Consider the following 26,311-nt stretch of genomic DNA (forward strand, 5'->3'; position numbering starts at 1 on the left):
TTTATTTTTTCAGATGCTCCGTTCTGTATTTGGATGGCGATACCCCAAAACGCTTCTTAAATACATAACTGAAATAATTTGCATCAAGATAACCGACCCGCTCTGCAATCTGATAACTTTTCTCATTTGTTTCGAGAATCAGTTCTGCCGCATGATCCATCCGGTAATCAGTCAGATATGTTACAAATGCTTTTCCTGTCTCTTTTTTAAATACACTGGAAAAATAAGAATTCGATACTCCAAGTGCCGAGCACACGGTATCCAGGGAAAGATTCGGCTCCATATACCTGTCATGCACCAGATTCTGCGCATCCGTAACCATACGCCTCGATGTACTGTTTCTGGCATTTTTCAGCTCCTCACTGATGGCTTTTGCCGAATCGATCATCCATGCGGTTAATGTGCTTTCATCCATCTCCGGTACACGTTCGTATGGATTTCCGACATTACCGCAAAACTCATTAAAATCTATAAAATTATTAGCACAGAATCGATAAAATGCTCCCACCATCTCCATGATCGCAAGGTTATACTGGCTCACAGTCTGCGCATTATTGTGAAGCTTCTCCACTTCCTTCCGCACCGACTGTTCAAGTGTCTCCGGTACTCCCAGATGAATAGCCTTGAACAGATCATGCATCTTTGTATCCTCCGGCTGGATTAGGATCTCCTGCTCCTTCGGTGCGATCTCACCAATATTGATCGCACGGCTCGTTCCATATAACACGCGATAAGAAACTGCTTCTCTTGCTCCATCATAAGAAGAATTAATGCTGATCAGATTATCACAGACTCTTCCGATTCCCGCAGTCACAACAGCTCCCATAACACGATATGCCCATTTGCAGAATCGGTCACAGGCATCTGTAAATGCAACGACCATTTCTTCCGTTTCCAGTTCTATGATCATAAGCGCATTTCCCAGATATGTGAACATATGATTCTTCCATTCCGGTGCTAAACGATCCTTGATCTCATGCTCGACTGACATGGCAAGCAGCAATGGATTCATACCATCCGGAACATGATGCTCCGAGGTATGAAAGATCGCACAGCAATAATACGGTCCTTTTATATCGATCTGATACGCATTCAAAAATTTCTCGCAATATTCTTCATTTACACGACCCTCGATCAACGAAACAAACAGATTCGTCTGAAGCACCGGAAGGGAATCCTTTAGATAATTCTCAAGCTTTGTTACATTCAGACGTTCTTCTCTCTCCTTATCCAGCGTCTTTTTCAATCGTTTCATACATTCCGTAAGCTCCAGCGCATTGATCGGTTTCAGCATGTATTCCTCTACTTCCAGATGAACCGCTTCCTTCGCATATTCAAACTCATCAAATCCTGTAAAAATGATGATATGGATATTCTGATATTCTTTATTCAATCTTCTGGCAAGCTCCAGTCCATCCATATATGGCATCTTGATATCCGTTATCACGACATCCGGCTGCTGCTTCTCCACAAGCTCCAGTGCTTTCACACCATTTGTCGCACTTCCAACGACTTCAAATCCTAATATATCCCAATGAATTCTCTGTTCGATCGCATCGATTACTTCCACCTCGTCATCGACGAGTACCACTTTATAATTATCCATATCTCATTCCTCTTTTATTCTTTCTATCTGTTCCTTATTATAACAAATCTACGTTCAGAATGAACCCCAAAATCCCGTTTTACCGTATATATCCCAAATAAAATAGCAGCGTACTCCTGATATTTTAAAAGCCGCCCCGTTCAGTCTGGAGCCTGCATCTGTCAGCCTGACAGAAAGCATATCAAAGACGAACGGAGCGGCTTTTGATTTATATCGTTTTTTTTGTGAGCGATTATTACATTTCCTTACTTCTTCTGTACATACTTGAGACAGTCAAGAGTTACAGCCGCAAGGATGATGATACCTTCGAAAATGAACTGAAGGTTTGTATCAATACCAAGGATTGTCAGTGAGTATGTTAATGATGTGAAGATAAGTACACCAGTTACAACACCGGAGATCTTACCGATACCACCTGTAAATGATACACCACCAACTACACAGGCTGCAATGGCATCCATATCCCAGCCCTGTCCATAAGCAGCACTACCGGAACCTACCATTCTGTTACATTCAAGCCATGAACCGAATCCGTAAAGGATACCTGCAAGGATGAATGCGCCAAGTGTTACTTTGAATACTGAGATACCTGAAACTGCTGCTGCTTCCGGGTTTCCACCTACAGCGTACAGATTCTTACCAAATGTTGTCTTGTTCCAGATGAACCATACAACAATGATTGCTACAATTGCCCAAAGAATAATAGATGGGAAGCTGCCAAATGTAGGGATGAACATGCTAGGGATGGAAGAATCAATCGCACCGAATGATACACCCTTTGTTGCGTATGTTACTAAACCAAAGATAATCAGCATGTTCGCCATGGTCGAGATGAAAGGATGCATCTTGTACTTCGCCATGAAGAAACCTGCGATACTTGCAAATACTGTTGTAAGAATTATACAGGCTACCAGGGCAAGAATTGCTCTAGGAGCGGCCGGAATATTTGAGAAATCAAAGATATGTCCGAATACGCCACCTGTGTTAGGGCCGTTATGCATGATGATAGTTGCTGTAACCATACCCATACCTACCATACGTCCGATGGAAAGGTCAGTACCTGTAAGTAAGATCAGACCGGCAACACCGAGTGCAAGGAACATTCGAGGAGATGCCTGCTGTAAGATATTCAGGATATTGGTAACGGTTAATAACTGTGTATTCTTAACGATTGGTGTGATAATACAAAGTGCAATGAAGATCAGGATGATTACGATATACAGACCGTTCTTATAAAGGAACTGGGATGTATTAAATGTGTATTTGTAATTCTCGATCTTCTGAGCCTGCTTCTGACCAAATGTGTATTTGGACATCCGTAAGAGATCGATCAGATGGAACTTATGTGCAAATGCATCATGCTTTCTGTCCTTAATCTCCTGTAATCTGGATTCATGAGACATCTGTGCATCAAACAATCTGTTCTTATATACATATTTCTCATCTTTGATCTCATCTGCAGCGGACAGCTTGGCAAGTGTCTGTTCGTGCTCTGTCTTGATCGTTGCACGAACCTTCTCATACGCTTCGTTTTCTGCTGCTTTTTCTGCCTCGCAGCTTGCAACTACTTTATCATAGTATTTGCTGTTATAATTCTCGGAAAGGTACTTTTCTGCTTCTGCGATCAACTTGGATACTTTATCCTTGTTTGCTGCTTCCACACTCTTTGCTTTTTCCAGTCCGGCTTTTGCTGCTGCAACTGCTTTTGTTCTCTCATCCTTTGATAAGTTCTTGTCTTCCTTCGCAATTGCGATCTGGTTCTTATAGCTCTGAACCTTGTCAGATCCGTCTACACGGAGTGCATCGATCTGTGACTGTATTTTTCCTACATATTCATCAATCGGCTTTAAAAGCGCTGCTTCTGCATCAGCCGAAAGGATCTTACTTTTATCTGCCATAACCAAAACTCCTCTCTATTACAAATATTTCGCACTAAGTCTTAATAATTCTTCCTGGTTGGTCTCTTTTGTATTTACAATTCCTGCAAGATGACCGTTCGACATAACACCGATACGGTTTGTGATACCAAGGATCTCAGGCATCTCTGAGGATACAACGATGATCGTTTTACCCTGCTTTGCCATGTTGATGATCAGTTCATAGATCTCGTACTTGGCTCCTACATCAATACCTCTTGTAGGATCATCCATCATAAATACGTTAGGCGAACGCTCCAGCCATTTACCGAAGATAACCTTCTGCTGGTTACCACCGGAGAGGTTTGCGATCATATCATCCGGTCCCATACATTTTGTATGCATGACCTTGATCTCCTCTGCGGTTGCACGAACCATATCGTCATGGCTAAGTGCGATTCCGCTCTTATAATGGTTCATATTTGCAATTGTTGTATTAAATGTGATATCTGCTTTCAGGAAAAGTCCGTTTGCTTTTCTTTCCTCTGTGATCAGGGCAAAACCATGATCCATGGCATCCTTTGGTGATGAGAAGTTCATCATCTTGCCATTATAAAGTACATTTCCTGCTGCTCTTGTACGCATACCAAATATGGTTTCAAGGAGCTCTGTACGACCTGCACCTACCAGACCATACAGTCCGAAAATCTCACCTTTCTTAACATCAAATGTAATGTTCTGGAGCTTTGGTGCATACTTTGTTGACAGGTTCTGTACGGAGAGCACTGTCTCACCAGGCTCATTGTCTACAGGTGGGAATCTATTGTCAAGGGAACGACCAACCATTGCGGAGATCAGTTCGTTCATGTTTGTATCCTTACTGTCTTTTGTCATTACCAGACTACCATCTCGAAGAACGGATATCTGGTCACAGATCTCGAAGATCTCATCCATTTTATGTGATATATAAATCAGGGAAATACCCTGTTCTTTTAACTGTCTCATCATCTTGAACAGCTTTGCAACCTCAGGTGCTGTCAGTGAAGATGTCGGCTCATCAAGTACAATTACTTTTGAGTTGTAAGAAATAGCCTTTGCGATCTCACACATCTGACGCTGCGATACTGACATTTTCTTCATCGGCTGTGTCAGATTTACGGTAATACCGAGCTTTCTGAACAGATCCGAAGCTTCTTTTTTCATTCTGCCCTCATCGATCACACCGAGGGAATTCTTTGGGTAACGTCCCAGGAACAGGTTGTCCACAACGCTTCTTTCAAGACACTGGTTAAGCTCCTGATGAACCATTGCAACTCCGTTTTCAAGGGCATCCTTTGGACCTGAGAAGTTTACTTCTTTACCATCTAATATTATAGTTCCTTCGTCCTTCTGATAGGTTCCGAAGAGACATTTCATCATTGTCGATTTTCCGGCACCGTTCTCACCCATAAGACCCATGATCGAACCCGGTTTCACATTCAGATTGATGTGATCCAGAACCTTGTTTCTACCGAATGATTTGCTCATGCCCTGAATCGATAAGATGTATTTATTCTTATCTTCTGCCATATCTCTACTTCCCTTTCTTAGTAAAAGAAGGGTATCAAATCTTGTATCTGACACCCCTCTGAGTTAAATCATTATTGCCTGCCGATCCGTTATCTTATTTGTTAAGAAGTGTTGTGTATGATGCTGCATTATCTGTCTTAACCATGTTGATCGCAAATGCGTCATATTCGCCCGGGTTACCAAGACGGTTTGTAATGTTAGACTCTGTCTGACCATCACCACCGATGTAATCTACTTTCAGGTTGAGCAGATCATCGTAGTTCTCAAGAAGTGGCTGGTATGTTGAGCTTAAGAAGTTATCTGAAGCGTTGTAAATATCAAGCCATACTTTCTTTGTTGGGCTCTTGCTTGAATCAAGCTGTTTTGAAACCTTGTCATAAACCTTTGTTGAATCTGTGAAATCCTGATAGTTTTCAGCAGTTACTGCTACGTTTAATGCGTAGTATGATCTTTCTTCCTCGCTATATCTGTAATCTTCACCTTCTGTTAAGCAGTTGCCGGCTTCATCTGCTGTACCGATACCTGTATCAACGTCTACACCATCAAGTGCGTTACGAAGAACTCTGAGTGTTAAGTAAGCCTGAACATCTGCATGCTGTGAAATTGTTCCGCCGTAACCTTCTGCAATAGCTGCTACTGCATCGCTGTTAGCATCGTATCCAAATGTAGGAACCTTGTTATCCTTTGCCCATGCATTGAACATTGACATTCCCATACCATCGTTATTTGAAACAACTACATCAATCTGATCACCGAATGAAGCTGTCCATGTTCCAATAGCGTTTCCTGCTGTTGCTGCATCCCATGTAGCACCTGCTGAGTTCTTCATTTCCTGTGAAGCAAGCTCACGGATTGTATATGTCTTACCACCTACATCAAGCTTTGCATCCTGAACAACTTTTGCTGATCCGTCTACGTTTGTACCTGCAGGTGTTGAATCAACTGCACCATTTGCATCAACTCCTGTGCCAAGTGCTGAACGAACACCACGAGTACGAGCGATTGAGTCATTGTGTCCGATATCACCGATTGCTAAAACGTATCCGATAACACCATCACCGTTACGGTCGATTGTTGCTGCATTTGCTTTGATATAATCAAGTACCATCTGACCCTGAAGCTCAGCACCCTGGTTAGCATCGAAGCCTACATAATAAGTATCTTTGTTGAAGCTTAATGCTTCCTTATCAAGTTCTCCTGTTGAGCTGTTGGATGGCTGACGGTTGAACCAGCAAAGTGGCTTATCCTTATTTGCAACTCCGCTTGAGCTGCTTCCGCCTGATCCGCCTGATCCGCCTGATCCACATCCTACCATTGATAATGCAAGTGTTGCTGCTGCAACGACAGCTATAATTTTTTTCTTTCTCATATTTCATTCCTCCTGTTTGTACATTTTGTTTATTTTTCGCTCTGTCTCATTGACTAAATTCATTATAATGTGACAAGCAGGAAGAAAGAATAGAATATTTTTGGATTTATTAGCAATTTTTTTGGATTTATTAATATTTTTATGTTTATTTTGACGAACCAGTCTATATGTTCTGATAATAATTCATATATTATTTTACTTTTCTTTGTAATATAACTGACAATGGCAGTATCCCTCAAACTCCGGATCATTGATCTGATCCCGAAATTCTTTACAGATACATTTATTCTCCGGTATCTTTTCAAGCCTGCACGGACAATATCCATCCTTCCTTTTTAGTCCTTCTTTTACAGCTGCAACTATTTCTGTATTATCATTGAATCGTACTTTTCCCATTATTAATCCTCCATTGATCTGAATTCTCTTGATTTTTTCAGTCTATCATGAAGCAGTTCCGCATTCTACAACAGATTTTATTTTTTTGCATCCGCTACATGAATTGTCACTATATGTGCATGAAATGTCAGTCGATTTGATCAGAACTATGCTATAATGAACTCAGGTCAATGAGTACGCCTGTACAAATGACGATCAACGACCGGCTTATCATATATTTGTTAAGCCATGATAAGGAGTAGATTTTTTGATACATATAGCGATTTGTGACGACAGCAAACAGGAACGGCAGATACTGGCAGCGCTTTTCAAACGATATCAGGAGCTTCATGCCACACCGCTTCAGATCCATATATTTCAAAATGGCTTCTCATTACTGGATGCCATTGATCAGGGAAAACGATTTGATATTACGATCCTGGACATTTTAATGCCCGGAGAAAACGGAATTGAAATTGCAAGAAACATCAGAGCTTCCGGGACAGATACCGAGATCATCTTCCTGACAAGTTCTCCGGAATATGCGGTAGACAGCTACGAAGTAAAAGCCCAAAACTATCTGTTAAAACCGGTAACCGAAGGAAAATTTTTTGCCTCCATAGATTCCATTCTTGCCGAACTGGATGAAAAAGATACCGCAAGCTTCATCATTTATACGACAGAGAAGCAGTACAGCCGGATCCGGGTATCCTCTCTGGTCTATGGTGAGGTCACACACAGAACCATCACCTTACATCTGGCAGATCAGACCATGATCTCTGCCGTAATGACCTTTACGGAATTTCAGGATATTCTGAAAGCCTATCCGGACTTTATATATCCACATCGTTCTTATGCGGTAAATATGCATTACATTCAATATGTTACGAAAAGCGATATCATCCTGACAGATGGTCAGAAGATTCCGCTTTCCAGAAATAACTACACGAAGATTTCGGAACAGTTTTTAAATTTTGCCTATACAAACTCTTTTGGGAAATAAGGAGACAATGATATGAGTTTTCTCTGCGACAGTATTTATTTTATTACCGTATTCCTCTTTGGTACAGTAGCAAGCGTATGTTTTACCGGTGTTCCTTTTAACCGGAAAAACATACTCTCTCTGTCTGTTTTCTGTGCCCTCGACGGAATACTTCAGATCATTTCTTTCGCAGTCTTCGGACAGGAGATCTCCAGAGGGCTGTATCCGGTCGTTGTACATCTTCCGTTGGTGCTTTTTCTCTGGCTGATATACAAATGCTCATGGATCACTTCAATCGTCAGTGTCTTAACTGCCTATATGTGCTGCCAGATTCCTCTCTGGTGCGGACTGGCCGTTCGCTTATTTTCTGACAATAAGATCATCTATACGATCGTTTATGTCGGATGTGCCTTTGTAACCTTTTATTTCCTATACCACTATGAAGCAAATCTGACGCAGCATTTTATGCCAAAAGCAAATAAATCCGTCTATATTCTTGGCATTCTTCCGCTCTGCTACTATCTTTTCGATTATGCCTCTACGATTTATACCGATATGCTTTATACCAGCAACGAATTTGTAGTTCAGTTCATGCCGTCCATCTGCTGCATTTTCTATTTTGTTTTTATCTTTTATTATTATTATAAACTGGAAGAACAGGAACAGGCAGAACGCCTGGCAGAATCTCTTCATATGCAGCTTACACATGCTGCCATTGATCTGAATCATATGCGCACCATGCAGACACAGGCAGCCTCCTACCGCCATGATATGCGCCATCATTTTACTTATTTGCAGGCACTTGCAAGGACCGGGAATCTGGATAAGATCCGGGACTATATACAAACCGTCCAATCCGACTTAGATGCGATCACTCCAAAACGCTTCTGTTCAAATGAGCTGATCAATCTGCTTCTGTCCGCCTATGATACAAAAGCGGAATCAGAGGGCATCTCCCTGCTGGTTCAGGCTTCTATCCCTGCGGAGCTTCCTTTGTCCGACACAAAGCTATGTGCCATTTTGTCAAATGCTCTGGAAAATGCGCTCCATGCATCGATCGAAACAGAGGAAAAATTCATACAGGTTCAGCTCGCCGAACGAAATCAGACACTTCTGATCCAGATCAGTAATCCGTTTATCGGAACGGTTTCTTTTCAAAATGGAATGCCTGTCTCCACACAGACAGGACATGGATTCGGAACTAAGAATATTGCCGCAATCGCCGACTCCTATCATGGTCAGTTCCAGTTCTTTGCAAAAGACGAGATCTTCACCGTCAGAGTATTACTGCCACTGGTAGAAACCTGATACTTCTTACTCTGTCCGTCCGAAAAGCTCATATATGACCACATCACGCTATGATCAGCAACCAGCCATCATTCTCAGCTTCATTTTTCCATTTTACAAACAAATATACAATATAGAAATAGCCATGCAACTATTTTCTTTGTTCATCATTTTCCTTCGAACTGCCTTCATTTGCCTTTGCCATCCGTATGAGTTTTTCAAAGGATTGAGCAAAACGTAAATCATCATCTTCTGTACGTTTTCTCGGTCCTTTCATATGATGCTTATGAGAACTTCGCCTTGCTTTCTTGTTAAGATGCCGTTCCATCAGCATCTGGTCAATATTTTCATTTGTATACCACTTACCGGATTGATGAATGGCATATGCCCCTTTACCAAGTGCCATAGCAGCAACGCCATAATCCTGTGACACTACGATATCCCCTTTATGGCATATGCTGATCAGCTTATAATCTACTGCATCCGCACCGGCACCAACCACTATAACTTCACTGTAATCAGAATACAGCACATGGTTCGTGTCACACAAAAGTGTAGTTGGTATATTATATTTTTCTGCGATCGTCTCAACAATGTCCACTACCGGACACGCATCTGCATCAACAAATATCTGCATTATTATTTCTCCATCTAAATCATTCTTATCAGCCTTCACCCACTTAAGAAAAGCCTTATTCGCAATGACTTTGAAAAAATGTATGAGAGGGTATGTTCTCTGCCGGCAGCTTAGTTGGCAGAACTTCTCATTTTATTTTGTGCTAAATCTTGACACAGGACCAATGATTATTTTTTTGTTCACCAACCACATATTATAGGAAATGGAATTATGAGTCAATGCACTTTTGAATGATTATACTGTCCAAATGTTAGATTGTACAAAAAAGAAGACCGGAAACTCTCCGGTCTTCAGGGTTAAGGGAAAATTTTATGTGAAAAATTGTAGTACACTTACTTTACTGCGAGTCTCTCAAATGTCTCGCTCTCTTCAGGAATCGATCTGAGTCCTCCGCGCTTCTCGACACACAGGCTCGCCACCGCATTTCCATATCTCGCAAATTCTTCAAGCTCGTCTATACTGAATTCCTCCAGGCTCTTGTCCGCCCTTATAAGCTGCGATACAAATGCCCCCCAGAACGAATCTCCAGCTCCGGTTGTGTCGACCACATGGCTGACAAATCCAGGAACTTTTCTGCTGCCATCCCTGCTGCATATCAGCACACCCTCACTTCCCAGGGTGACCGCAACAAGTCTGACGCCTGTTCCAAGGAGATACTCCGCAGCCTCCTTCGGATCTTCAAATGGTGTGAGGAGTGCCGTCTCCTCATCCGAAAGCTTCATTATATCTACAAACGGGAGAATACTCTTCATTCTCTCCATCGCATTTTCTCTGTTGTCCCACAGCGGCTCTCTGTAATTTGGATCATAGGATATCACCGCTCCGTATTTTCTCGCCTCTCTCACCGCCTGGAATGTGGTGGTTCTGGCCGGTTCATCCGTGAGAGACAGCGAACCTATATGGAACACCTTTGTGTCTCTTAGCAGGTCGGCATCCACTTCCTTGTAACAGAGCATTGTGTCCGCTCCCGGCTTTCTGGCAAATGAGAATTCACGCTCTCCGTTCTCATCCAGAGTGACAAATGCCAAAGTGGTAAATACCGTGTCATCGACAACTATACCTCTGGTATCTATCCCTGCCTGCTTTGCCGTCTCAATAAGGAAATTGCCATGCATGTCATCCCCGACCTTTCCTATAAACGCGGTCTTAAGTCCGGCCTTGCTGACTGCCGTGAGCATATTTACCGGAGCGCCTCCGGGATTCTGCTCGAAGAGCTTCATCCCGGAATCAGTGCTTCCGGCAGGGGTAAAGTCTATCAGGAATTCACCAAGAGCCACAACATCATATTTCTTTTCCATGTTGGATCCTCCTTGTGAATTTTACTTTCCTGTGATCTCTATGTCATAGAATTCTACTCTTGCATCCTGTGCCAGAAGTCCTGTCTCAAACTCAGGCTTTGCATATATCCTGTATGTAAATGCCACCTGTTCTCCGACAAATACCTCCACCATATCATGGTCAACGATGATCTTCACATCTATCTCGCTGCCCTCTGTTATGTCAAATGTCTTCTCGCACACTCTGACTCCATCAGGGCCCGGCTCCGTTGCAGGAGGCACAGCCTGACAAGACTGAACCCAGAACGGGTCAACTCCCATAGGAAGATTTACCAATGACACTCTCTGCATGGCCACATCGAACTCAAGGAGAAGGCATCCGCTTGCTTCCTTGTCTGACTTGAGCAGTATACCGAAATGGTCATACACCTCTCTAGGCATGATCTTGCACTTCAGCATGTAGCTCTCCTCGTTGTGTCCAAGGAATCCGTATGTACATGTGCTTACTGAATCCATCTCAACCAGTCTGTCTCCGTGAAGCTCTGCATTTCCAAGTACAGGGATGTAATCCCATGCCACAGGCTTCTCAAATACATGCTCATATTCCTTTGGAAGCTTTACGTCAAGTCCTCCATCCGCTGTGGCAACTACCTCGTGCGGCACGCAGAAGGTTCCGCCCCAGTACCATTCACCTCTGTCGCTTCTGTCTGCTCTGTCGTGAGCCCAACCGAAGTAGAAGCGTCTGCCGTCATCATCCTGCATGGACTTGGCTGCGTAGAATCTTCTTCCGCCTATGCCATCCTTCTTTGGCTTTCTCCATGGGCCAAATGGCGACTTTGCAACTCTGTATATTGTATTTACATATTCTGAGAATCTTGAGTATGAGAGATACCAATTGTCTCCCATCTTGTACATCTCAGGGCACTCAGGACAGTTGGTGTGTCCCGGTGAATATATCGGTCCGTAATATTCCCAGTTGACCAGATCCTTTGATCTGTAGAGAACTATACATCCTCTTCTGGTTATCGGCATATCCAACCTTCTCGCTGATATGAGGATCCAGTAACATTTGTCCTCCTCATTGTAGAATACATATGGATCTCTCCAGTCAAGCTTCTCGTAAAGCTCTATCATAGGTGTGATGACCGGATTGGCTGCATCCTTCACCCACGTGATTCCATCGTCACTTGTAGCGTGGCATATGGTCTGCTGATACTCTGCGGTGAGGCAGTAGCCTGTATAGAATGCATGGTATTTGCCCTCGCCGTATATGACTGATCCAGTCCATACTCCTGATGCATCCGGCTCGTCGCCCTCGCCCGGATAGAGCGCTGTAGGAAGCTCCTCCCAGTGCACCAGATCATCTGATACACTGTGGCTCCATGTTGTTCTGAGTCTTGCCGGGTACACTGTTGTTCCCGGAGGGGAAGTCAGTGAGAATATATGATATTTGCCCTCGTGGTAGAAAGGTATTGCATCTCCCGTGGAATCCGCGAAGGACATCTTTCTAAAAATCTCCATATTATCATTCCTCTCTTTCTACTAGTTTGCTGCAAGTTTCTTCTTTTTGAGGAGCTCAAGCTTGCCCTTCTGTCCATCAAGGAGTACCGCACATGCGATGATGAGACCCTTGATGATGAGCTGCCAGTATGATGACACTCCGATAAGGTTAAGACCATTTGAGATGATTCCGATGACCATGGCACCAAATACTGTTCCACTGATCCTTCCTTTACCACCTGTCATAGAGGTTCCGCCAAGTACACAGGCCGCGATGGCATCAAGCTCGTATCCGCTTCCAACTGAAGGCTGGCCTGAGTACATTCTTGAACAGAGTACAAGTCCTGCGAATGCTGAGAGAAGTCCTGATATTGTAAACACTATGATCTCTATCTTCTTGATAGGTACACCTGAAAGTCTTGCAGCCTCGCGGTTACCACCTATCGCGTATACGTATGTTCCGAACTTTGTCTTACTGAGGATGAAGCTGAACAGTATGATGAGCACTACCATGTACACTACCGGAAGTGGAATCACATTGAACAGATATCCTGTACCGATCTCGATGAAGAGCTTGTTTGTGATACGTGTTGACTGTCCACCTGTGTAGACATAAGCTATACCACTTGCTATGTTCATCATGGCCATTGTGATGATGAATGCAGGCACCTTGAAATTGGCTACTATGAAACCACTTACAAAGCCAGCCGCTGTGCCGACCAGAAGGCCTGCTGCTATTGCTACACCGAGAGGAAGTCCCTGATTAACTATAAAACCTACGGTCAGAGTTCCCGACATAGCTACTATCGATCCAACTGACAGGTCAATGTGACCAAGTATGATTATGAGTGTCATTCCAAGTGCTATGTATGTGTTGATCGATATCTGTCTAAGCACTGATATGATGTTGTTGGTCGTTAAAAACTTGTCTGTGGCAAGTGCTACGGCCACACACATGATTATCAGAACCACTATGATTCCTATGTTGCCCTTGACTATGGATGTCAGGGGATTGTTTTTTAATATAGAAGTTGCTTTTGAATTCTTCTTTGTCTCGCCCATATTATTCGATACCTCCTGCAGCGTATTTCATTATCTCTTCCTGTGAGAGCTCGTCCTTTGACAGCTTCTTCACGAGTTTTCCGGCTCTGACCACACATACGTTGTCGCACATGTTGATGATCTCAGGAAGCTCACTGGATACCATGATTATCGCTATGCCTTCCTTTGCCAGTTCATTGATTACTGTGTATATCTCAAATTTTGCATTTACATCAACGCCTCTGGTCGGCTCATCCAGAATGAGCACATCCGGCTTGGTTGCAAGCCATTTGCCCAGAACTACCTTCTGCTGATTTCCACCTGACAGGCTGCCCGCCTCGATCTCAGGTGACGCCGCCTTGATCCGCAACCGCTTTGAATAATGGTCTATGACCTCACCGCGCTTTTTCTCGCTTATGGCGATTCCATTCATATAGAATCTGAGGGATGAGAGTGTAAGGTTGAACGCCACGCTGTTGCCGAGCACCAGTCCCTGCTTCTTTCTGTCCTCAGGAACCAGGGCTACGCCTGACTTAATCGCCTGCATCGGATTCTTGAAGTGTACCAGCTTTCCGCCGAGTATCACCTCGCCTGATGTAGGCTGTGTGGCACCAAATACCGCCTCCATGATCTCGCTTCGTCCGGCACCGACCAGACCTGAGAATCCCAGGATCTCACCCTTGTGTACCGAAAAACTTATATCTTCAAAGACACCTGTCTGCGAAAGGTTCTTTACCTCCAGAGCAACCTCTGCCTTGTCCATGTCACAGTAATCCCTGGCATAGAAGCTCTCCAGATCTCTTCCTACCATCATCGCAACCAGCTCATTCGGGTTGGTCTCAGATGTCTTTTTTGTTCCTACGTATGCACCATCCCTGATGACGGTAACTCTGTCAGATATCCTGAAGAGCTCCTCCATTCTGTGGGAGATGTAGATTATACTTACCTGTTTCTTTCTGAGATTCTCAATGATCTCAAATAACTGCTCCACCTCTTCATTTGAGAGTGATGAGGTAGGCTCATCCATAACTATGATCTTACCGTTGAATGAGACCGCCTTGACGATCTCCACCATCTGCTGCTGTGCGATGGTCAGATTCTCTACTATCGTGTCTGCTTTTATATTCACACCGAGGGACGATATCATCTCCTCTGCTCTTCTGTTCATCTCTGCAAAGTCCAGCGTTCCAAGCTTTGTCCTTATCTCTCTGCCGAGAAACAGATTCTGTGCCACCGAAAGATATGGAACAAGTACGATTTCCTGATGTATTATTCCTATACCATTTTCTCTGGCAGCCGGAACTCCGTTGATCTTGACCTCCTTGCCATTTACCTTGATGATTCCGCTGTCGGGCTGGTAAATTCCGCCGAGGACCTTAATCAGTGTGGACTTTCCTGCACCATTCTCACCGAGCAGTGCATGTACCTCTCCCAGCTCAAGGGAAAAGTCGATGCCACTTAAAGCATATATTCCGGAGAAGCTTTTCTTTATCCCTATCATTTCCAGAACTGTCTGTCCCATATTAAACCTCCAAGTTTCTAAAATAGATCTTTTGTTATCCTGCTTTTTCGGGATCTCGGCCGGAGATCTAAGATCCCCGGTCTCTCCCGTGTTATATACACCTATGTTGTGTCATGTATGTCCAGCCGGGGGCAGCCCCGTGCTGTTACTGCCGGCTTCGATCCGGCCTTACTGCCAATCGTTAACTGTCTGCTCAGCCTCATCCTTGAGTACGAGGTGTGAGTCAAGATATACCTTCTTCTCGTCGATCGTTGTATCTCCGCCCACATACTTCTGTGCTGCGTTGAATGCGTACTCAGCAATCTGTACAGGAACCTGACATGCAACTGCTGTGAACTCGCCGTCGAGGAGTGCCTGCTTGCCATCTGGTGAAGCATCGATACTGTATACACCAATCTGGCCTGTCTTGTTGGCTGCCTTAACTGCTGCTGCAGCGCCAAGTGCTGAAGGATCATTGATACAGAAGAATGCCTGAAGATCTGTGTTTGCTGTGATGATATCCTCTGCAAGGCTCATTGATGCATCAAGTGCTGCCTCGCCATCCTGCTGTGCTACGATGTTGAACTTATCCTTGTTATCACCGAGTCCGTCAAGGAAACCATTTACACGGTCTACACAACTCTCATTTGATGGGAAGTCAAGGATCGCAATGTCTGCTCCGTCCGGATAATCCTTAGCCATCTGCTCACCGACAAGCTGTCCTGCCATGTAAGCATTTGTTCCAACGAACTGTGTTACGAAGTTCTCTATGTCATCCTCGATAACTGCTGTATCTACATTGAAGATTGGGATTCCTGCATCCTTGATCTCTGCAAGACCTGATGTGATACCTGCTGAATCAACCGGGATGATGAACACTGCGTCGTATCCACTATTTGCCACGTCTGATAACTGGCTGAGCTGTGTGTTCAGATCGTAGTCAGGATCAAGACATGTATATGATATTCCGTTCGCATCGCAGAGCTCCTTGAGCTTGGCATCAATTGAACTCTGGAATGTATTGTTGAGTGTGTTTGTACAAAATGCAAATGACAGGTCAGATGACTTTGTGCTCTCCTGCTTTGTACCTGAATCAGATGAACCGCTGCCCGAAGCGTTTCCTGATCCTGATCCACAACCTGCCAGTAAACTGAGTGACATGCACAGGCATGCTCCAACTGCTAATAACTTTTTAAATTTTCTCATAATTTTTACCTCCACTATCATGTGTTTTCTTTGCTAACTCGTTGTCGAAAAACTGTTTTTAACCGGTTTATTTACGTAATTTTTAAACTGTTTTTCGTCCCTTGCATGTTTTGATGATATAACCTTTGTCGGTTATTGTCAATATCAAGTGTTTTATTTATTGTTTATTCGTCATTTTGCACAAATGAAGCTCGATTGCATTATAGGGTTCGCAGGTCTTTTATAGTTTTTTACGTAAATATTTTGCCAGATGTCATACTTATGGGATTTGTAGTGTATGATTGGCACCCGTTACTTGTCACCTTGTCTCTTGTGTATAAACGCAAAAAATCCGCCAGAAAGATACAATTTTCTCTCTAACGGATTCTTTTTTAGATAAAAAGATACAGTTTCTAACTCTGTCCGACACAGGCTAACTAAAGATGTCATATCACCTCAATCTGTCCGGCACGGACTAACTAAAGATGTCATATCACCTCAATCTGTCCGGCATGGACTCATGGAAGATTTCCTTCCATGCAAGCCTGAGCTGTTTTGGCTCAACCTGATACGGCTGAACTCCCACATACTTTGGAAGCTGTTCTTCACTTACCAGGGACTTGGCAACAACTGCCGCGGCCGCTCTTCCCTGCTCGTATGGTCTCTGCGTGCTGAGTCCCTTGACGATTCCTTCCTCCATGCACCTGGCAATTCCATGATCAAGGTCCGTGGTGAACACCGCCACATCCTCCCTGCCAAGCTCCTTGAGTGCCTTTATAACCAGAAGTGCCGGGCGATCCCAGCTCACATACATTGCCTCAATTTCAGGATTGGCAGTTATCACGTCCTGGGCTACCTGATATGCATTGGATATCTCTCCAAAACTCCTGATCGTAACTATGTCAATATCAGGATAACTGTCCTTGATTATCCTCTCAGCGGCGTTATCCCTGACTCTTGTTCCATAGAATGCCGCACCATGAATAATGAAACCTGCCTTTTTTTTCTTGTTCTCCTTGCAGTATTCCCCCAGCATTCTTCCCGTGTTCGTTCCATTCTCCGACTCATTTACTGATACACAGGACACATAGCTGTTCTTGGACATGCCATCCGGAACATTGCTTATGAACACCAGCTTTGACACTTTGGAAAGTTCCTGAAACTTCTCTCTGGTACGGCTGTCATCCGCCGGAATAGCTATAACTGCGTCCGGCTTCTGAAGTCTTATTCCATCAAGCTGCGCATTCTGCAGTTCCGAGTCAAAGTGCGCATCCATAACCGACACCACGTCTATCCCGAACTGCTCAAGCTCCTCACGGATACCCTTCTCATGAAGCTCAGCCCATGACGTACCTGTGTAATGGAATGATATGGCAACTCTGAAATGTCCTGCCTTCAGCCTCTGTTTTTCCTCCTTCGTCAGCACCACGGAATCAGGGGCAGCTGCCTTATCTCCAAATGGTCCATTATCCAGCATCTTGGTGGATTTCCTGACAACCAGTTCCACATCGGCATAGCAGTCATGGGATATGACCGCCCCTGTGTTGATTTTCTCAAAAAGCATTCCAACTGCCTTGGTGCTTAACCCCTTCACATCTCTTCTGATTATGGTAAGCGGAGGATATGTAAGTTCTGACCAGCTCTCATCACCAAACCCAACCACAGATATCTCTCCCGGACAGTCGATTCCCATATCTCTCAGTGTCTTCATGAGGTAGAGCGTTATTCTGTTGCCCCCCGCAAGAACTGCGGTCGGCCTGTATCTGCGGAGCGCCTTCTGGATGACGAGCATACAGTCATCTTCGCCATTTTCCAGTGTCACATCCACTATATTCGCATCGTTTGTATTTATATTGTATTTCCGCAGAGCACTCAGGAAACCTTTTGTTCTCTCATCCCTGGTGGTACTGTCCGTACTCTCTCTGAAAAACAAAACATTCTTGTGTCCACTCGCGAGCAGATAATCTGCGCCCTTAAATATAGCCTCCCTGTCTCGGAACTCAACTGAGTCTATCCCTGATCCAAGTATATTTCTCTCCACGCAGACAAATGGAACGCCTGACTGTATAAGCTTTGTGTAGTTGGTTGCCACATCGCTCACCGGCGCATGTATGATACCGGCAACCTTCTTGTTGACCAGAAGTCCGGCAAGCACCTGTGTCTCCTCCTTAAGATCATTGTCTGTTATCGCCACAAGGAACTGATATCCCTGTACACTGACAAGCTGCTTCACATAAGCTACCATATCTCTGTATATCGTACTTTCAATGTTCGGAATGACTGCAACAATCGTAGACTCTCGGCCAACCAGCAGTTTTCTCTCCTTATCTGCTATCTTATTCTGATATCCCGTCTCTACAATAATCTTCTCTATCTTATCCACAAGCTCAGGTCTTACATACCTTGTCCTATTGATAACATGGGAAACTGTAGCTATGGACACCCCTGCCATATCCGCAATCTCTTTTATTGTAACCTTTGACTTGCCCATATCTCGTCCTTTCTCCTTTATCACAGATATAACTCTGGCTTCCGTACATTGCCACTGGCAACGCCCTTTTCCGATATTATAATCTACTTTTCTATGTTTGTGCAACCACTGTCATCATCCAGACTACTGGCTCTGCGATGGCTACTGACACCATGCAGTTGCCGGCTCCACCATTACATAAAACAGCACAAATTTTTCGCAAAATGCAGAAATGCAGATAAAAACGCCAAGTTATTTCCTGGTATTTCCCGGGTCCCGGGGCAGCAGATACTTAGTTCTGCCAGTTGATGTTCTCCCCCTGCAGCAACGGATATCTGGCAAGTTCTGTGCCGTCCTGCCCATATATCTGAATTCAAACGGATAATTTCTCGGAGTCACGGTGATCTCATCGCCGTACGAGAATTCATAATCCAGCGTTCTTCCAAAATAGGAATCCTTTGTCTTATATGTCGCCGCTGTACACATATTTTGTCTTCTTTCCAATCTCCTCAGATAATTTATATCATCAGTTCAAAGCCATAACAGCTCTTTTCAAATCCATAGTGTTCGTAGAAGCCATGTGCCCCTGTCCGCGGAAGACCGGAATCAAGGGTGACGGCCTTGCACCCCCTCTGCTTTGCAAGCTCCTTTGCATGATCCAGGAGTGCCACACCATAGCCATTTCCGCGGTCCTTCTCTCTTGTTATAAGGCTTGACACATAGCATGTGAGTCCCGACATCCAGAATGTATTGAAATAGTCTCCATGGCACATGCCCCTGCAAACGCCTTCATCCCATAATAAAAACGCAAAGCTGCGTTCGTCATTTATGACGTCCATATATACTTTGCGTATTTCTTCCCTGTCATATGTATTATATGTCCATAATTTCTCTATAAAATCAAATACAATATCAAAATCCTCTGCTGCCGCTTTTCTGATCTCCATAATTATATTCTCCTTTCCCGCTGAGTTTCAGACCACTTAAACTGACTTTGCACCATCAACTAAATTACAACCAATGCTTACATTATAAAATATCAAAGTGATTATTAACAGACCGCCACCCATAAATTTATTATAAAATATCCCGGAAAATACTTAGGCAATACTTACATGACTTTTTGTCACATTTTCCTAATTTATTTAGTATAATGTAAATGTTTCGGGCTGACTTTGGTCACATTTATGACGCACAGCATATATCAAATAATATCGGGTGCTTTGCATTTGCCGGCACCTAAAATATGGAGAGAATCTTGACAGTGTTTCCACATCGTCCATATTTATCTCACTATTATTTACAAAGTCAGCCGACATAACCTCCTTGCCCTATCGGTTAAATCCCTTTAATGAGCCATGCGTTTCCTTATAATTCGACATTACCTTATCGACAACCTTGCCGAGCAATGTCTCCTTCTGTTCCTCGCTCATACCAGGATTCTGCTGTTCAGACCGCTTGCACGCATCTGCAATGGCAGTAATCAGATCTACGCTGACAGTCACAATCGCCTTTCCTGTCTAGAACGACTCCTGCGTCAATTCATCGACCATTGTTCTGTCCTCCTGTTATATATTTTCCTGCTGCTTCTGTCTGTGGGTGCTCTCACCCATAAGATACACATTTTAATGCACATCTCGTGTTCCTCCTTGATTTCCTCTATCTGAACTTCTGGACAAAATGTCCTAAAGTTACATTCATATCCATTGCCCAACGGGCACAAAAAAAGAGCATCTATGTTTCAATCACATAAATGCTCTAACGCTGTTGTTTATAATAATATGTAATATCGGTTGAAACTGCATTACTACTAGCTAGTATACCATAAACATACTGTTTTAGTAAGAAATGTCCTATTTCATCCATGTATGCATATTGTCAAGTGTATGTGTCATATTTTATATTCAAAATAAAAAAAGCTGCTACTCTCTAAAAAATAACAGCCTTTCTTACTATATCAGCCTTTTGGAATTTGACCATCGACATACAGAATGTGATTAACTAACCGCTATGTGAGATATTTTAAAGTTCCCATAATCTGTTCATCTTGATCTTCTACCTCATCATTGTGTTGTTCTGTAACCTTAATATGTATAAATGCTTTTAGCATTTCCATAATCCATGCAGGTTACAATATGCATATACTTCTTCTACCTGTTCACCATCGCAAAGACAAAAATCTGCTGCCGGCTCCTGCCCTGGATTTAACTGTTTTCTATATATTCCCTGGTTTGTATTTAATGTAATCCACTCAATGAAATGCTCTTCAAGCATTGGATGTTTTGTCTCTCCGACCACGACATGAACATGACTGCCTTCTATCGTATATACAGGTACATGCTTCTCGACAGCAGCATCTGTCACTCCGGCTTTTAATTCCTGCATAGGTTCTCCGCAACAAATTACAGGTACACCCTTATCCTTTACCTTTTCAACAATGTTTCCACAATGCTTACAAATATAATACCTTACTTCCATGACTTTTTCTCCTTCCATGTGTAAAATTTATAATTCAATTGTCTCCATAATCTTTTTCAATGAATCTGCAGATTCCTTAAGCTTTAACGCTTCCTCGCCACTTAAATTAATAGGTATATCAGACTCAATACCATCTGCACCTACAATAGCTGGCATACTTAACGATACTCCGTCAATGTCATATACTCCATGAATCATGTGTGATACAGGAAGTATTGATTTTTCATCTCTCATAATCACTTCACAGATTCTTTTTACAGACATTGCAATTCCATAATATGTAGCGTGCTTTTTGTTTATAATCTCATAAGCACTGTTCTTGACTTCTGTAGCTATTTCTGCCGTGTTTTCCTTGTGCTTGTAATGTCCACGCATTTCACACATTTCACTTAATGGAACACCAGATACATTGGCTGATGACCATGCTACAACTTCGCTGTCTCCATGCTCACCTATTATAAATGCATGAACACTCCTGCTGTCCACAGATAAATGCTCACCAAGCTTATATCTTAATCTGGCACTATCTAACACAGTACCCGATCCAATAACCCTGTTTTCTGGAAGTCCTGATAACTTTATGGCTACCTGAGTCAGGATATCTACCGGATTCGCAACTACAAGCATGATACCTGCAAAATTTCTCTTTGCTATTTCAGGAATGATTGACTTAAATATTGCTACATTTTTATTTACGAGATCAAGCCTTGTCTCTCCCGGTTTCTGTCCCGCTCCGGCAGATATGACAACAATTGCAGCATCAGCCACATCATCATAATCTCCGGCATATATTTTCATCGGACTCGCAAATGGAATACCATGACTGATATCCATCGCTTCTCCTTCTGCCTTGTTCTTATCTGCATCGATAAGGACAATCTCTGTAAACAAGCCACTCTGCATCAGAGCAAATACCGATGCAGAACCAACAAAGCCACAGCCTATCATTACTGCTTTTTTTGAATTAATCACTTTCTTCTTCGTAATAATCTCATCTCCTTAATAATTCTCTTCATGTACTTCAAAATAGCTCTGTGGATGATTACATACCGGACATACTTCAGGTGCCTTAGTTCCTACCACAATATGTCCGCAGTTACGGCATTCCCATACCTTAACTTCGCTCTTTTCAAATACTTGTGCAGTTTCAATATTCTTAAGAAGTGCACGATATCTTTCCTCATGGTGCTTCTCAATCTCACCTACTGCCCTGAATTTTGCTGCAAGCTCAGGGAATCCTTCTTCCTCAGCTGTTTTAGCAAAGCCATTATACATATCTGTCCACTCATAATTTTCGCCTTCTGCCGCTGCCGCCAGGTTTTCCTTTGTATCACCAATTCCTGCTAATTCCTTGAACCACATCTTTGCATGTTCTTTCTCATTATCTGCAGTCTTTAAAAACAATGCTGACATCTGCTCGTAACCTTCCTTTTTCGCTACAGATGCAAAATAGGTATACTTATTTCTTGCCTGTGATTCCCCTGCAAATGCCTCCTGTAAATTCTTCTCTGTCTGTGTTCCTGCATATTTGTTTTCTGCCATCTCTTTTACCTCCGTTTTCTTTACTACTTTTTCAAAATCTGATGCCGGGTGCTTGCACAAAGGACATATAAAGTCATCCGGTAATTCCTCGCCTACATATTCATATCCGCAAATTCTGCAACGCCATATTGTCTGACCATCCTCTGTTTTTCCAACCTCCTGTGGCTTAGGCTTAATATTATTCTGATAATAATCATATGTTACTGAAGGAACATTGCTTAAAACTTCCATATCGGTTATCTCACCAATAAACATCGTATGTGAACCCAAGTCCTCTGTTTTAGTAACTGTCACAGAAATGTATGCATTTGTACCTTCTGTAATATAATAAATACCATTCGTGCCTCTGGCACACTGCTCAAATGTTTCAAACTTATTGGTATCTCTTCCTGATTGGAAGCCAAAATGTTTGAACAATTCAAATTGTGCCTTCTGACTTAAGACTGATACAGTAAATTTTCCGGTTCTTTGAATCATATCATGCGTATAATTTGACTTATTTACACAGATACTTAGCTGGTTTGGTTCCGAAGCTGCCTGAATGGCTGTATTAATGATGCATCCGTTATCTTTTTCTGCTTCTTTAGCGGTCAATATAAACAGTCCATAACTCAACTTATACATTGCTTTCCTATCCATGCTGTTCCTCCTTTACCTTCTCCCTGCATTTCGGGCAAATGCCTTTAAATGAAATATCGTAATCCACAAATTCAATTCCATGAGTGTTATGAATTCTTTCCAGCAAATCCGGTATTTGATCCATATCCACATCAAAAATTTCACCGCACTTTATACATCTTACATGGTAATGATTTTTCAATGTAAAATCAAATCGGTTCGGTCCATTCAGAACTTCAACCTTTCTTAATGCACCTTCCTCTACCAATATATCAAGATTTCTATATACAGTTCCTTTTCCAATTGATGGATATGCTTCTTTTATAAATTCATACACTTCATTTGCCGTAACGTGTCTTCTCATTTCGTATACGGTATTTCTTACGAGATCTTTTTGAATGGTATTTCTCCTTCTTGTCATTCATCCTCCTTATTGGGAATAATTCTTAATAAGGATTATATGCCACTATCATCCTGTTGTCAATAAAAATAGTAATAATTCTCATTATTATAAAAGCTGCCAAACTGAACATCTTTTACCTGAATAACTATTTTATTTTGCGTTCAAATACATATTCTGAATCTGAAGATAAATCAGACCTAAACGAGTATCCGAGTCTGTCAAATTTCTGAATCTCCACCAGATTTTCAATATTATTTTCCGCTATGAATCTGACCATTTCACCACGAGCCATCTTGGCATAGGTACCTTTTGTTACCAATTTATCTCCGGATAACTCACAAAATACAATCGTAATATATCTGTCCTGTGGTGTCAGATACTTTTCTATACATTTTGAGTATTCTTTTGATGCAAGATTAATGATAATCCTACTGTCATCGATTACTGAGCGGTATAACAATTCTCCCCAGTACTCATACAGATTTTTTGCATCTCCAATTCCAACCTTTGCCTGCATTTCAAGACGATAAGGAGTCACACCATCCATTGGTTTTAAAATGCCATAAAACGCAGACAAGATTCTTAAATGATTTTGCAAATACTCAAACTGCTGGATTTCAAACACAGATGGTGCCATATATTGAAATGCAATCCCTTCATATGCTAAAACAGCCGGAGTAAGCCCGTTATAAAGATTCATATTTTCCAATCTGTTAAAGTTCTGCTCTGCAATCTTGTCATTACATTTCCAGATAGCTTTCAGTTCTTCTTTTGATTTGCTTTTCATCCAGTTTAATACTTCTGCTGTCTTATCAATATAGACAGGCAGTCCAACCGGTGCTAAGTTATCGGTATCTACTATCATCTTTTTTGCAGGTGATAAAATAATCTTCATTATGCCAATTCCTTAAGCATATTTTCAGGATCATCTGCCGCCTTGACTTTATCATTTGCCTTTATAATGATTCCCTGCTCATCAATAAGATAAGTAGTTCTTACTACACCCATAGATACTTTTCCATAATTTTTCTTTTCTTTCCAGACATCATATGCTTCAATAACTTTACGATCCGGGTCTGCTAATAGCGTAAATGCCAGTCCGTATTTTTCTTCAAATCTCTTGTGAGACGCTACAGAGTCCTTGCTCACTCCGAGAATAACAGCTCCCTTCTCATTAAACTGTGGATAACGCTCAGAAAAGCCACATGCCTGCTTCGTACATCCTGGTGTATTATCCTTTGGATAAAAATATAGGATCACTTTTTTTCCTGCATAATCGCTTAATTTATGCATTTCTCCATTCTGATCCGGCAATTCAAAGTCCGGTGCTTTTTTTCCTACTTCTAACATATTTTATTCCTCCACTTCTTTCATTCCCATCTGTTTTCTTGTCCTCTTATTGCCAGAAATCATTTTATGACCAGAATAGACTGCCATAATCAAGCATATCAGAGAGCCAAATGCAAAGTATTTGTGTGCTGCTTTTAACCCTTTATATCCTGTATAAAAAGTTCCAACCATTGTAACTATTGCTCCGATTGACCAATATTTATGTGCTTTCATTTTATACCTCCAAATTGATTAAGCTGTTTCCAAAATAAATATCTCTGGATCATTAACAATATTGTACATTCCATCCATTACTTTCGACAAGTAGTGAAAGAAAAATAATCATTCCAAATACAAAAGGATGTATCACGATAATTCTGGCATTACCTTGACGCATCCTTTCGTGTTGTATTTTTTTCTTCTTAATGACAGCTATGGCTTCCGCATCCATGCTCACCACACGTATGTCCTTCCTCATGGTTGTGCTCATGGTGAGAACACTTCACATCCGAATTATAATCAAGCGTATCATTGATAAAAGCTTCTACTGCTTTATCCGCATCTCCTGAAACTCCGCCAAAAAGCTTAATACCCGCTGCCGCTAACGCAGTCTGAGCACCTCCTCCGATTCCGCCGCAGATCAAAACATCGGCATTTAATGCATTAAGAACTCCTGCCAATGCACCATGTCCGCTTCCATTCGTATCTACTACTTCTGAATGTAGCACTTTTCCTTCCTCTACATCGTAAATCTTAAATGTCTCTGTGTGTCCAAAGTGTTGGAAAATCTGTCCATTTTCATATGTTACTGCTATTCTCATGATACCTTCTCCTTTTTCTACTGCATATTTTTGATAAATCTCATGATTGTAACATCCTCCAAAGCTACAGTCGCTGCTCTGACCGTCACAGATTATGAAATCCCCACCCTCAATTTTAAGCGGATGTCCATCAATGAGAGCATCTGCTATTTTCTTTCTGGCAATCTCGTAAATCCGTTGGACCGTCGTTCTTGCGATCTGCATAGATTCCGCACACTGCTCCTGACTGTAACCTTTCTTGTCCAAAAGACGGATTGTCTCGTACTCATCTACCGTCAGAACAATGGGCATTTTTTTCTCAGTATCATCTGCCGGAAGGAATTCTAAAACATTTGGGAAATGGCAGACTTTTCTGCATTTTACTGGTCTCGGCATGAAATTGCTCCTTTCTCGCTTTTCTTATATAATAGTCCTATAAAGGGCATATGTCAATTATTCGATTGACGCATCTTAAAAAAGCAAGTA

General features: G+C 42.4%; 24 protein-coding genes and 1 pseudogene. 2 read left to right on the forward strand and 23 right to left on the reverse strand.

Annotated features, from left to right (window positions below):
• Position 1: 1 nt before the first annotated feature.
• The 5 genes from DWW85_RS10575 to DWW85_RS10595 form a co-directional block, all read right to left on the reverse strand.
• Positions 2-1,606, reverse strand: a complete 1,605-nt coding sequence (locus tag DWW85_RS10575) for a response regulator (RefSeq protein WP_117808610.1) — start codon at positions 1,604-1,606, stop codon at positions 2-4.
• A gap of 245 nt (positions 1,607-1,851) precedes the next feature.
• Positions 1,852-3,504: a galactoside ABC transporter permease gene (locus tag DWW85_RS10580; protein ID WP_117808611.1), complete on the reverse strand. Its 1,653-nt coding sequence runs from the start codon at positions 3,502-3,504 to the stop codon at positions 1,852-1,854.
• Positions 3,505-3,522: 18 nt separating this feature from the next.
• Positions 3,523-5,031, reverse strand: a complete 1,509-nt coding sequence (locus tag DWW85_RS10585) for a sugar ABC transporter ATP-binding protein (protein ID WP_008402285.1) — start codon at positions 5,029-5,031, stop codon at positions 3,523-3,525.
• A gap of 94 nt (positions 5,032-5,125) precedes the next feature.
• Positions 5,126-6,400, reverse strand: coding sequence for a substrate-binding domain-containing protein (locus tag DWW85_RS10590; protein WP_117808612.1), 1,275 nt, complete (start codon positions 6,398-6,400; stop codon positions 5,126-5,128).
• 195 nt (positions 6,401-6,595) lie between these two features.
• The gene (locus DWW85_RS10595; protein ID WP_021944545.1) at positions 6,596-6,796 is read right to left on the reverse strand and encodes a Ferredoxin thioredoxin reductase subunit beta; all 201 of its coding nucleotides are present in this window, start codon (positions 6,794-6,796) and stop codon (positions 6,596-6,598) included.
• Positions 6,797-7,043: 247 nt separating this feature from the next.
• Between DWW85_RS10595 and DWW85_RS10600 the strand changes: the two genes are divergently transcribed.
• Together DWW85_RS10600 and DWW85_RS12985 are read left to right on the forward strand one after the other, a co-directional pair.
• Complete coding sequence (locus tag DWW85_RS10600) at positions 7,044-7,778, forward strand: LytTR family DNA-binding domain-containing protein (protein ID WP_117808613.1); 735 nt, start codon at positions 7,044-7,046, stop codon at positions 7,776-7,778.
• Positions 7,779-7,790: 12 nt separating this feature from the next.
• Positions 7,791-9,065, forward strand: a complete 1,275-nt coding sequence (locus DWW85_RS12985; RefSeq protein WP_242996170.1) for an ATP-binding protein — start codon at positions 7,791-7,793, stop codon at positions 9,063-9,065.
• Positions 9,066-9,195: 130 nt separating this feature from the next.
• Here DWW85_RS12985 and DWW85_RS10610 read toward each other — a convergent pair whose 3' ends face one another.
• The 18 genes and pseudogenes from DWW85_RS10610 to DWW85_RS10700 form a co-directional block, all read right to left on the reverse strand.
• Positions 9,196-9,681: a YaiI/YqxD family protein gene (locus tag DWW85_RS10610; RefSeq protein WP_117808614.1), complete on the reverse strand. Its 486-nt coding sequence runs from the start codon at positions 9,679-9,681 to the stop codon at positions 9,196-9,198.
• Between the two features lie 332 nt (positions 9,682-10,013).
• Complete coding sequence (locus tag DWW85_RS10615; protein WP_117808615.1) at positions 10,014-10,979, reverse strand: carbohydrate kinase; 966 nt, start codon at positions 10,977-10,979, stop codon at positions 10,014-10,016.
• A 21-nt stretch (positions 10,980-11,000) separates the two neighbouring features.
• Positions 11,001-12,479 (reverse strand): glycoside hydrolase family 32 protein, encoded by a 1,479-nt coding sequence (locus DWW85_RS10620; RefSeq protein ID WP_008402272.1) that lies wholly within the window; start codon positions 12,477-12,479, stop codon positions 11,001-11,003.
• A 21-nt stretch (positions 12,480-12,500) separates the two neighbouring features.
• Positions 12,501-13,520, reverse strand: a complete 1,020-nt coding sequence (gene rbsC / locus DWW85_RS10625) for a ribose ABC transporter permease (protein ID WP_008402271.1) — start codon at positions 13,518-13,520, stop codon at positions 12,501-12,503.
• 1 nt (position 13,521) lies between these two features.
• A complete protein-coding gene (locus DWW85_RS10630; protein WP_008402270.1) occupies positions 13,522-15,021 on the reverse strand; it encodes a sugar ABC transporter ATP-binding protein in 1,500 nt (499 codons plus the stop codon).
• Between the two features lie 168 nt (positions 15,022-15,189).
• Positions 15,190-16,206, reverse strand: coding sequence for a sugar ABC transporter substrate-binding protein (locus tag DWW85_RS10635; protein ID WP_117808616.1), 1,017 nt, complete (start codon positions 16,204-16,206; stop codon positions 15,190-15,192).
• 472 nt (positions 16,207-16,678) lie between these two features.
• A complete protein-coding gene (locus DWW85_RS10640; RefSeq protein ID WP_242996172.1) occupies positions 16,679-18,781 on the reverse strand; it encodes a LacI family DNA-binding transcriptional regulator in 2,103 nt (700 codons plus the stop codon).
• A gap of 231 nt (positions 18,782-19,012) precedes the next feature.
• Positions 19,013-19,141 (reverse strand): annotated as a pseudogene (locus DWW85_RS10645) (linear amide C-N hydrolase); the annotation flags it as partial.
• A gap of 32 nt (positions 19,142-19,173) precedes the next feature.
• Positions 19,174-19,602: a GNAT family N-acetyltransferase gene (locus DWW85_RS10650; RefSeq protein WP_117808618.1), complete on the reverse strand. Its 429-nt coding sequence runs from the start codon at positions 19,600-19,602 to the stop codon at positions 19,174-19,176.
• Between the two features lie 384 nt (positions 19,603-19,986).
• On the reverse strand, positions 19,987-20,160 hold the full coding sequence (locus DWW85_RS12990) for a hypothetical protein (RefSeq protein WP_226801022.1): 174 nt from the start codon (positions 20,158-20,160) through the stop codon (positions 19,987-19,989).
• A gap of 598 nt (positions 20,161-20,758) precedes the next feature.
• Positions 20,759-21,133 carry a desulfoferrodoxin family protein gene (locus tag DWW85_RS10665; protein ID WP_044945872.1) on the reverse strand — a complete coding sequence of 125 codons (375 nt, stop codon included), beginning with the start codon at positions 21,131-21,133 and terminating at the stop codon, positions 20,759-20,761.
• Between the two features lie 27 nt (positions 21,134-21,160).
• Positions 21,161-22,105 (reverse strand): L-lactate dehydrogenase, encoded by a 945-nt coding sequence (locus tag DWW85_RS10670; RefSeq protein ID WP_008402259.1) that lies wholly within the window; start codon positions 22,103-22,105, stop codon positions 21,161-21,163.
• Between the two features lie 27 nt (positions 22,106-22,132).
• Complete coding sequence (gene rbr / locus DWW85_RS13060; RefSeq protein WP_008402258.1) at positions 22,133-23,314, reverse strand: rubrerythrin; 1,182 nt, start codon at positions 23,312-23,314, stop codon at positions 22,133-22,135.
• On the reverse strand, positions 23,307-23,714 hold the full coding sequence (locus DWW85_RS10680; protein WP_008402256.1) for a transcriptional repressor: 408 nt from the start codon (positions 23,712-23,714) through the stop codon (positions 23,307-23,309). Before DWW85_RS10680 ends, rbr begins: the two co-directional genes overlap by 8 nt.
• Before the next feature lie 127 nt (positions 23,715-23,841).
• Positions 23,842-24,591, reverse strand: coding sequence for a peroxide stress protein YaaA (yaaA, locus tag DWW85_RS10685; RefSeq protein ID WP_008402255.1), 750 nt, complete (start codon positions 24,589-24,591; stop codon positions 23,842-23,844).
• Positions 24,591-25,046, reverse strand: a complete 456-nt coding sequence (gene bcp / locus DWW85_RS10690) for a thioredoxin-dependent thiol peroxidase (protein WP_008402253.1) — start codon at positions 25,044-25,046, stop codon at positions 24,591-24,593. Before bcp ends, yaaA begins: the two co-directional genes overlap by 1 nt.
• A gap of 3 nt (positions 25,047-25,049) precedes the next feature.
• Positions 25,050-25,259, reverse strand: a complete 210-nt coding sequence (locus DWW85_RS10695; RefSeq protein WP_008402252.1) for a DUF6219 family protein — start codon at positions 25,257-25,259, stop codon at positions 25,050-25,052.
• A gap of 188 nt (positions 25,260-25,447) precedes the next feature.
• Entirely contained in the window at positions 25,448-26,221 is a 774-nt protein-coding gene (locus tag DWW85_RS10700) for a DUF134 domain-containing protein (RefSeq protein ID WP_008402250.1), read from the reverse strand.
• Positions 26,222-26,311: the final 90 nt, after the last annotated feature.

It is taken from the genome of Clostridium sp. AF17-21AC, assembly GCF_003461365.1.
In the GTDB taxonomy this organism is placed as follows: domain Bacteria; phylum Bacillota; class Clostridia; order Lachnospirales; family Lachnospiraceae; genus Coprococcus; species Coprococcus ammoniilyticus.